This window comes from Pseudomonas sp. Irchel s3a12, from assembly GCF_900187485.1.
In the GTDB taxonomy this organism is placed as follows: Bacteria; Pseudomonadota; Gammaproteobacteria; order Pseudomonadales; family Pseudomonadaceae; genus Aquipseudomonas; species Aquipseudomonas neuropathica.
In genome coordinates this window covers 318,315-327,248 of sequence record NZ_FYDN01000007.1, presented here as the reverse complement: position 1 = coordinate 327,248, position 8,934 = coordinate 318,315, and the positions used below count along the sequence as shown (strand labels likewise).

Here is an 8,934-nt window from a genome sequence, read left to right as displayed (position 1 = left end):
TGGTCACGTTGACCACGGTAAAACCACTCTGACTGCTGCTCTGACTCGCGTTTGCTCCGAAGTTTTCGGTTCCGCAATCGTTGACTTCGACAAGATCGACAGCGCACCAGAAGAAAAAGCTCGCGGTATCACCATCAACACCGCACACGTTGAGTACAACTCGAAGATCCGTCACTACGCTCACGTCGACTGCCCAGGTCACGCTGACTATGTGAAGAACATGATCACCGGTGCTGCTCAAATGGACGGCGCTATTCTGGTTTGCTCGGCCGCTGATGGTCCGATGCCACAAACCCGTGAGCACATCCTGCTGTCCCGTCAGGTAGGCGTTCCGTACATCGTGGTTTTCCTGAACAAGGCTGACCTGGTAGACGACGCTGAGCTGCTGGAACTGGTTGAGATGGAAGTTCGCGACCTGCTGTCCACCTACGACTTCCCGGGCGATGACACTCCAATCATCATCGGTTCGGCTCGTATGGCTCTGGAAGGCAAAGACGACAACGAGATGGGCACCACTGCCGTCAAGAAACTGGTTGAGACTCTGGATGCTTACATCCCAGAACCAGTTCGTATGATCGACAAGCCATTCCTGATGCCAATCGAAGACGTATTCTCGATCTCGGGTCGCGGTACTGTTGTGACTGGTCGTATCGAGCGCGGTATCGTTCGCGTTCAGGATCCGCTGGAAATCGTTGGTCTGCGTGACACCACCGTTACTACTTGCACCGGTGTTGAAATGTTCCGCAAGCTGCTCGACGAAGGTCGTGCTGGCGAGAACTGCGGCGTTCTGCTGCGTGGTACCAAGCGTGACGACGTTGAGCGTGGTCAGGTTCTGGTTAAGCCGGGTTCGGTTAAGCCGCACACCAAGTTCACTGCAGAAGTTTACGTTCTGAGCAAGGAAGAAGGCGGTCGTCACACTCCGTTCTTCAAGGGCTACCGTCCACAGTTCTACTTCCGTACTACTGACGTGACTGGTAACTGCGAGCTGCCAGAAGGCGTTGAAATGGTAATGCCAGGTGACAACATTCAGATGACTGTTACCCTGATCAAAACCATCGCGATGGAAGATGGTCTGCGTTTCGCTATCCGTGAAGGCGGTCGTACCGTCGGCGCTGGCGTCGTAGCTAAAATCATCGAGTAAGTGGTTGTAATGTATTTTTCGGGCCGGCATAATGGTCGGCCTGATTTTGTTTTAGGTCAGTAGCTCAATTGGCAGAGCGACGGTCTCCAAAACCGTAGGTTGGGGGTTCGATTCCCTCCTGACCTGCCAGATTCACTCGGTGTGTCTGGCTTTCTTTTCACAGGATCTTCATAGATGACTCCTAAAGCTGAAGCTCAAGGCTCTCGCTTCGATCTGCTCAAGTGGCTTGTAGTTGTCGCTTTGGTGGTTGTTGGCGTTGTTGGCAATCAGTATTACTCTGCTTCGCCGATCCTGTACCGTGTGCTCGCTTTACTTGCAATTGCTGCTGTAGCTGCCTTTGTAGGTCTGCAGACTGCTAAGGGCAAGTCTTTCTTTGTACTGGTTAAGGAAGCTCGCACCGAGATTCGTAAAGTCGTGTGGCCAACTCGCCAAGAAACCACGCAGACCACCCTTATTGTGGTGGCTGTTGTTCTGGTTATGGCGTTGCTGTTGTGGGGGCTTGATTCCCTGCTCGGCTGGCTTGTTTCCTTGATTGTCGGCTAAGGGTGTCCCGTGGCTAAGCGTTGGTATGTTGTGCATGCTTACTCGGGTTACGAGAAGCATGTGATGCGCTCGCTGATCGAGCGCGTAAAGCTGGCTGGCATGGAAGATGGCTTCGGCGAGATTCTGGTTCCCACTGAAGAAGTGGTTGAAATGCGTAATGGCCAGAAGCGCAAAAGCGAGCGCAAATTCTTTCCAGGCTATGTGCTGGTTCAGATGGATATGAACGAGGGTACTTGGCACTTGGTCAAGGATACTCCTCGGGTGATGGGTTTCATTGGCGGTACCGCTGATAAGCCTGCGCCGATCACCGATAAAGAGGCGGAAGCAATTCTGCGTCGCGTTGCTGATGGTAGCGACAAGCCTAAGCCGAAGACTCTCTTCGAGCCAGGTGAGACGGTGCGAGTCAACGACGGTCCATTCGCTGATTTCAATGGCGTTGTTGAAGAAGTTAACTACGAAAAGAGCCGGATCCAAGTGGCAGTGCTCATTTTCGGTCGCTCTACTCCGGTAGAGTTGGAGTTCAGTCAGGTCGAAAAGGTCTAACTGGACAAGCATCCCAACCCCGCAGCCCTAGGCTGTGGGGTTTTGTCGTCACTGGGATAAACGCGCAAGTAACCGGGGAGCCTTCCGAGGCGTTCGAACCCGTAATTGGAGTGCCTCATGGCCAAGAAAATTACCGCTTACATCAAGCTGCAAGTGAAGGCCGCTCAGGCTAACCCAAGCCCACCTGTTGGTCCTGCTCTGGGTCAGCACGGCGTGAACATCATGGAATTCTGCAAGGCTTTCAACGCCCGTACTCAGGGTCTTGAAGCAGGTCTGCCGACTCCAGTGATCATCACTGTCTACAGCGACCGTAGTTTCACTTTCGAAACCAAATCCACCCCTGCTTCGGTTCTGCTGAAGAAGGCGGCCGGTCTGACCAGCGGTTCCGCTCGTCCGAACACCGTTAAGGTTGGCACTGTTACCCGTGCTCAGCTGGAAGAAATCGCGAAAACCAAAAACGCGGATCTGACTGCAGCTGATATGGATGCAGCCGTGCGTACTATCGCCGGTTCTGCTCGTAGCATGGGCCTTAACGTGGAGGGTGTGTAATGGCTAAGCTGACCAAGCGTCAAAAGGCTATCGCCGGCAAAATCGAAGCAGGCAAGGCCTACAACATTGTAGACGCTGCTGCTCTGCTGGCTGAGCTGTCGACTGTCAAGTTCAGCGAGTCGTTCGACGTTGCTGTAAACCTGGGTGTTGACCCGCGTAAATCCGACCAGGTTGTCCGTAGCGCTACTGTGCTGCCACACGGCACTGGCAAGACCGTTCGCGTTGCTGTGTTCACCCAAGGTCCAGCTGCTGAAGCCGCTCTGGCTGCCGGCGCTGACCGTGTAGGTATGGACGACCTGGCTGCCGAAATGAAAGGCGGCGACCTGAACTATGACGTAGTGATTGCATCCCCGGATGCCATGCGCGTTGTAGGTCAACTGGGTCAGATCCTCGGTCCACGTGGTCTGATGCCTAACCCTAAGGTTGGTACTGTAACTCCAGACGTAGCTACTGCGGTTAAAAACGCTAAAGCTGGTCAGGTTCGTTATCGCACCGACAAAAACGGCATCATTCACACTTCCGTTGGCAAGATGGGCTTCGACGCCGTCAAGCTGAAGGAAAACGTTGAAGCCCTGATCGCTGATCTGAAGCGTATCAAGCCAGCTTCTTCGAAAGGTATCTACGTCAAGCGCGTTACCCTGAGCACCACTATGGGCCCAGGTCTGGTCATCGACCAGAGCTCGCTCGACGCGTAAGACAAAGGTTGGCGCGATGGTTCGTGCCAATTGAAAGATTGGGGTCCCTGCCTGGCGGGGGCTATCCAAGACCGTAGGCGACGCAAGTCTTAAACCATAAGCCTACGCAGATGGTGCTCCCGGTTCCTTACCGAATCAGACACCAAAACGACATTCGGTTCCGATCGAATGAAACGGTAACAAGCAGGAGTTAAACCCGTGGCAATTAATCTCGAAGACAAGAAGGCCATCGTCGCTGAAGTCAACGAGGCTGCCAAAGTCGCTCTGTCCGCTGTCGTGGTTGATGCACGTGGCGTAACAGTAGGCGCAATGACCGGACTCCGTAAAGAGGCTCGTGAAGCTGGCGTTTACGTACGTGTTGTACGTAACACCCTGCTCAAGCGCGCTGTTGCTGACACTCAATACAGTGTCCTCAACGACGTGTTCACCGGCCCGACCCTGATTGCATTCTCGAACGAACATCCGGGTGCTGCTGCCCGTATCTTCAAAGAGTTTGCCAAGGGTCAGGACAAGTTCGAGATCAAGGCAGCTGCGTTCGAGGGCAAGTTCCTCGCAGCTAATCAGATCGACGTACTGGCAACTCTGCCGACCCGTGACGAAGCAATTTCTCAGCTGATGAGCGTGATTCAAGGCGCTACCAGCAAATTGGCTCGTACTCTGGCGGCAATTCGCGACCAGAAAGAAGCTGCCGCAGCCTAAGGCTCGTCAACTTCTCGCGTTTTTTGTTTATTTCGATGGTCGCGTAGGCCGTCCCCCAATTCAGGAATTGAGTCATGTCTCTGACTAACGAACAAATCATCGAAGCAATCGGCCAGAAATCCGTAGTGGAAATCGTTGAGCTGATCAAAGCGATGGAAGAAACCTTCGGTGTTACCGCTGCTGCTGCTTCGGCTGGTCCAGCTGCTGCTGCCGCTGTTGTTGAAGAGCAAACCGAGTTCAACGTTGTTCTGCTGGAAGCTGGCGAGAAGAAGGTTAACGTGATCAAGGCAGTTCGTGAACTGACCGGTCTGGGCCTGAAAGAAGCCAAAGAGAAAGTAGACGGCGCTCCTCAGGTTGTAGCTGAAGGCGTTTCGAAAGAAGCTGCTGAAGACGCCAAGAAGAAGCTGGAAGAAGCAGGCGCTAAAGTCGAACTGAAATAAGTATCGACTTTGCTCCTCCAGCCCGAGCGTCAAGCGACAGGCTGATGGCTGGTGGCTCTTGCCACCGGCCTTTTTCCGTTATTGGCAGCCGACTGGGTCGGTGCTGATAAGGGCGCTGTAACCACCCGATGCGGTGGAGCAAACCATGGGGTTTGCACGATTTTCTGGCTGCTCCCGTCGGGAGGGGCCAAACAAGCAGGTGACCAAGCTGGGGAACGCTGATGGCTTACTCATATACTGAGAAAAAACGTATCCGCAAGGACTTTAGCAAGTTGCCGGACGTCATGGATGTGCCTTACCTCCTGGCCATCCAGCTGGATTCGTATCGTGAATTCTTGCAAGCGGGAGCGACTAAAGATCAGTTCCGCGACGTGGGCCTGCATGCGGCCTTCAAATCCGTTTTCCCGATCATCAGCTACTCCGGCAATGCTGCGCTGGAGTACGTCGGTTATCGCCTGGGCGAACCGGCATTTGATGTCAAAGAATGCGTATTGCGCGGTGTAACTTTCGCCGTACCTTTGCGGGTAAAAGTGCGCCTGATCATTTTCGACAAAGAATCGTCGAACAAAGCGATCAAGGACATCAAAGAGCAAGAAGTCTACATGGGTGAAATCCCCCTGATGACTGAGAACGGTACCTTCGTAATCAACGGTACCGAGCGTGTAATCGTTTCCCAGCTGCACCGTTCCCCGGGCGTGTTCTTCGACCACGACCGCGGCAAGACGCATAGCTCCGGCAAACTGCTGTACTCCGCGCGCATCATTCCTTACCGCGGTTCGTGGCTGGACTTCGAGTTCGACCCGAAAGACTGCGTGTTCGTGCGTATCGACCGTCGTCGCAAGCTGCCGGCATCGGTACTGCTGCGCGCGCTCGGTTACACCACTGAAGAAGTGCTGGACGCGTTCTACACCACCAACGTCTTCAAGCTGAGCGGCGAAACCCTCAGCCTGGAACTGATTGCTTCGCGTCTGCGTGGTGAAATTGCGGTTCTGGACATTCAGGACGAGAAGGGCAAGGTCATTGTTGAAGCGGGCCGCCGTATTACCGCGCGCCACATCAACCAGATCGAAAAAGCCGGCATCAAGACTCTGGAAGTACCTCTGGACTACGTCCTGGGCCGTACTACCGCCAAGGTCATCGTGCACCCGGCTACCGGCGAAATCCTGGCAGAGTGCAACACCGAGCTGAACACTGAAGTCCTGGCAAAAATTGCCAAGGCTGGTGTTGTTCGCATCGAAACGCTGTACACCAACGATATCGACTGCGGTCCGTTCGTCTCCGACACGCTGAAGATCGACTCCACCAGCAACCAATTGGAAGCGCTGGTCGAGATCTATCGCATGATGCGTCCAGGCGAGCCGCCAACCAAAGACGCTGCCGAAACCCTGTTCAACAACCTGTTCTTCAGCCCTGAGCGCTATGACCTGTCTGCGGTCGGCCGGATGAAGTTCAACCGTCGTATCGGTCGTACCGAGATCGAAGGTTCGGGCGTGCTGTGCAAGGAAGACATCGTCGCGGTACTGAAGACTCTGGTCGACATCCGTAACGGTAAAGGCATCGTCGATGACATCGACCACCTGGGTAACCGTCGTGTTCGCTGCGTAGGCGAAATGGCCGAGAACCAGTTCCGCGTTGGCCTGGTACGTGTTGAGCGTGCGGTCAAAGAGCGTCTGTCGATGGCTGAAAGCGAAGGCCTGATGCCGCAAGACCTGATCAACGCCAAGCCAGTGGCTGCGGCGGTGAAAGAGTTCTTCGGTTCCAGCCAGCTCTCGCAGTTCATGGACCAGAACAACCCGCTGTCCGAGATCACCCACAAGCGTCGTGTCTCCGCACTCGGCCCTGGCGGTCTGACTCGTGAGCGCGCAGGCTTTGAAGTCCGTGACGTGCACCCGACTCACTACGGTCGTGTATGCCCGATCGAAACGCCGGAAGGTCCGAACATCGGTCTGATCAACTCCTTGGCTGCTTACGCTCGCACCAACCAGTACGGCTTCCTGGAAAGCCCGTACCGCGTGGTGAAAGAGGGTGTGGTCACCGACGAGATCGTGTTCCTGTCCGCTATTGAAGAAGCCGATCACGTGATCGCGCAGGCTTCGGCGACCATGAACGACCAGAAAGTCCTGATCGACGAGCTGGTAGCCGTACGTCACCTGAACGAATTCACCGTCAAGGCGCCTGAAGAAGTCACCTTGATGGACGTTTCGCCGAAGCAGGTAGTTTCGGTTGCAGCGTCGCTGATCCCGTTCCTCGAGCACGACGACGCCAACCGTGCGTTGATGGGTTCGAACATGCAGCGTCAAGCTGTACCAACCCTGCGCGCTGACAAGCCGCTGGTAGGTACCGGCATGGAGCGTAACGTAGCCCGTGACTCCGGCGTTTGCGTCGTGGCTCGTCGTGGCGGCGTGATCGATTCCGTCGACGCCAGCCGTATCGTGGTTCGTGTTGCTGATGACGAAGTTGAAACCGGCGAAGCTGGTGTCGATATCTACAACCTGACCAAATACACCCGCTCGAACCAGAACACCTGCATCAACCAGCGTCCGCTGGTGAGCAAGGGTGATCGCGTTCAGCGTAGCGACATCATGGCCGACGGCCCGTCCACCGACATGGGTGAACTGGCGCTGGGTCAGAACATGCGCATCGCGTTCATGGCATGGAACGGCTTCAACTTCGAAGACTCCATCTGCCTGTCCGAGCGTGTGGTTCAGGAAGACCGTTTCACCACGATCCACATTCAGGAACTCACCTGTGTGGCCCGTGACACCAAGCTTGGCCCAGAGGAAATCACTGCGGACATCCCTAACGTGGGTGAAGCTGCGCTGAACAAGCTGGACGAAGCCGGTATCGTTTACGTAGGTGCTGAAGTTGGCGCAGGCGACATTCTGGTAGGTAAGGTCACTCCGAAAGGCGAGACCCAACTGACTCCGGAAGAAAAACTGCTGCGTGCAATCTTCGGTGAAAAAGCCAGCGACGTTAAAGACACCTCCCTGCGTGTACCTACCGGTACCAAAGGTACTGTCATCGACGTACAGGTCTTCACCCGCGACGGCGTTGAGCGTGATGCTCGTGCACTGTCGATCGAGAAGTCCCAGCTGGACGAGATCCGCAAGGATCTGAACGAAGAATTCCGTATCGTTGAAGGCGCGACGTTCGAACGTCTGCGTTCCGCTCTGGTAGGCCACAAGGCTGAAGGCGGCGCAGGTCTGAAGAAAGGTCAGGACATCACCGACGAAGTTCTCGACGGTCTTGAGCATGGTCAGTGGTTCAAACTGCGCATGGCTGAAGATGCTCTGAACGAGCAGCTCGAGAAGGCTCAGGCCTACATCGTTGATCGCCGCCGTCTGCTGGACGACAAGTTCGAAGACAAGAAGCGCAAACTGCAGCAGGGCGATGACCTGGCTCCAGGCGTGTTGAAAATCGTCAAGGTTTACCTGGCAATCCGTCGTCGCATCCAGCCGGGCGACAAGATGGCCGGTCGTCACGGTAACAAAGGTGTGGTCTCCGTGATCATGCCGGTTGAAGACATGCCGCACGATGCCAATGGCACCCCGGTCGACGTGGTCCTCAACCCACTGGGCGTACCTTCGCGTATGAACGTTGGTCAGATCCTTGAAACCCACTTGGGCCTCGCGGCCAAAGGTCTGGGTGAGAAGATCAACCGGATGGTCGAAGAGCAGCGTAAAGTCGCTGAACTGCGCACCTTCCTGGACGAGATCTACAACCAGATCGGCGGTCGTAACGAGGATCTGGACAGCTTCTCTGATCAGGAAATCCTAGATCTGGCGAAGAACCTGCGTGGCGGTGTTCCAATGGCCACTCCAGTGTTCGACGGCGCCAAGGAAAGCGAAATCAAGGCCATGCTGAAACTGGCAGACCTGCCGGAAAGCGGCCAGATGCAGCTGACTGACGGCCGTACCGGCAACAAGTTCGAGCGTCCAGTTACCGTTGGCTACATGTACATGCTGAAGCTGAACCACTTGGTAGACGACAAGATGCACGCGCGTTCTACCGGTTCGTACAGCCTGGTTACCCAGCAGCCGCTGGGTGGTAAGGCGCAGTTCGGTGGTCAGCGTTTCGGGGAGATGGAGGTCTGGGCACTGGAAGCATACGGTGCTGCTTACACTCTGCAAGAAATGCTCACAGTGAAGTCGGACGATGTGAACGGCCGTACCAAGATGTACAAAAACATCGTGGATGGCGATCACCGTATGGAGCCGGGCATGCCCGAGTCCTTCAACGTGTTGATCAAGGAAATTCGTTCCCTCGGCATCGATATCGATCTGGAAACCGAATAACACGTGACGCGAATCGAGAGCGGGGCAGG

At 55.3% G+C, this 8,934-nt stretch carries 8 protein-coding genes and 1 tRNA gene; all 9 read left to right on the top strand.

The features are described from left to right. A partial coding sequence (gene tuf / locus CKW14_RS14635) for an elongation factor Tu (protein ID WP_095048839.1) occupies window positions 1–1,141 on the top strand: 1,141 nt, incomplete at its 5' end. A gap of 53 nt (window positions 1,142–1,194) precedes the next feature. After that, window positions 1,195–1,270, top strand: a tRNA-Trp gene (locus tag CKW14_RS14630). A 45-nt stretch (window positions 1,271–1,315) separates the two neighbouring features. Continuing rightward, complete coding sequence (secE, locus tag CKW14_RS14625; RefSeq protein WP_009045851.1) at window positions 1,316–1,684, top strand: preprotein translocase subunit SecE; 369 nt, start codon at window positions 1,316–1,318, stop codon at window positions 1,682–1,684. A gap of 9 nt (window positions 1,685–1,693) precedes the next feature. Further along, complete coding sequence (nusG, locus tag CKW14_RS14620) at window positions 1,694–2,227, top strand: transcription termination/antitermination protein NusG (protein WP_007957598.1); 534 nt, start codon at window positions 1,694–1,696, stop codon at window positions 2,225–2,227. Window positions 2,228–2,344: 117 nt separating this feature from the next. Beyond that, window positions 2,345–2,776, top strand: a complete 432-nt coding sequence (rplK, locus tag CKW14_RS14615) for a 50S ribosomal protein L11 (protein ID WP_003228756.1) — start codon at window positions 2,345–2,347, stop codon at window positions 2,774–2,776. Continuing rightward, window positions 2,776–3,471, top strand: coding sequence for a 50S ribosomal protein L1 (gene rplA, locus CKW14_RS14610; protein WP_007916481.1), 696 nt, complete (start codon window positions 2,776–2,778; stop codon window positions 3,469–3,471). Before rplK ends, rplA begins: the two co-directional genes overlap by 1 nt. 198 nt (window positions 3,472–3,669) lie before the next feature. After that, window positions 3,670–4,170, top strand: coding sequence for a 50S ribosomal protein L10 (gene rplJ, locus CKW14_RS14605; RefSeq protein WP_008081912.1), 501 nt, complete (start codon window positions 3,670–3,672; stop codon window positions 4,168–4,170). Window positions 4,171–4,244: 74 nt separating this feature from the next. Further along, the gene (gene rplL, locus CKW14_RS14600; RefSeq protein ID WP_003228750.1) at window positions 4,245–4,610 is read left to right on the top strand and encodes a 50S ribosomal protein L7/L12; all 366 of its coding nucleotides are present in this window, start codon (window positions 4,245–4,247) and stop codon (window positions 4,608–4,610) included. 221 nt (window positions 4,611–4,831) lie between these two features. Beyond that, window positions 4,832–8,905, top strand: coding sequence for a DNA-directed RNA polymerase subunit beta (gene rpoB, locus CKW14_RS14595; RefSeq protein WP_064121019.1), 4,074 nt, complete (start codon window positions 4,832–4,834; stop codon window positions 8,903–8,905). Window positions 8,906–8,934 lie beyond the last annotated feature (29 nt).

Coding starts and splice junctions, on each gene's coding strand:
- secE (WP_009045851.1), top strand. CDS start 1,316: ATGACTCCTAAAGCTGAAGCTCAAGGCTCTCGCTTCGATCTGCTCAAG.
- rplL (WP_003228750.1), top strand. CDS start 4,245: ATGTCTCTGACTAACGAACAAATCATCGAAGCAATCGGCCAGAAATCC.
- rplA (WP_007916481.1), top strand. CDS start 2,776: ATGGCTAAGCTGACCAAGCGTCAAAAGGCTATCGCCGGCAAAATCGAA.
- rplK (WP_003228756.1), top strand. CDS start 2,345: ATGGCCAAGAAAATTACCGCTTACATCAAGCTGCAAGTGAAGGCCGCT.
- rpoB (WP_064121019.1), top strand. CDS start 4,832: ATGGCTTACTCATATACTGAGAAAAAACGTATCCGCAAGGACTTTAGC.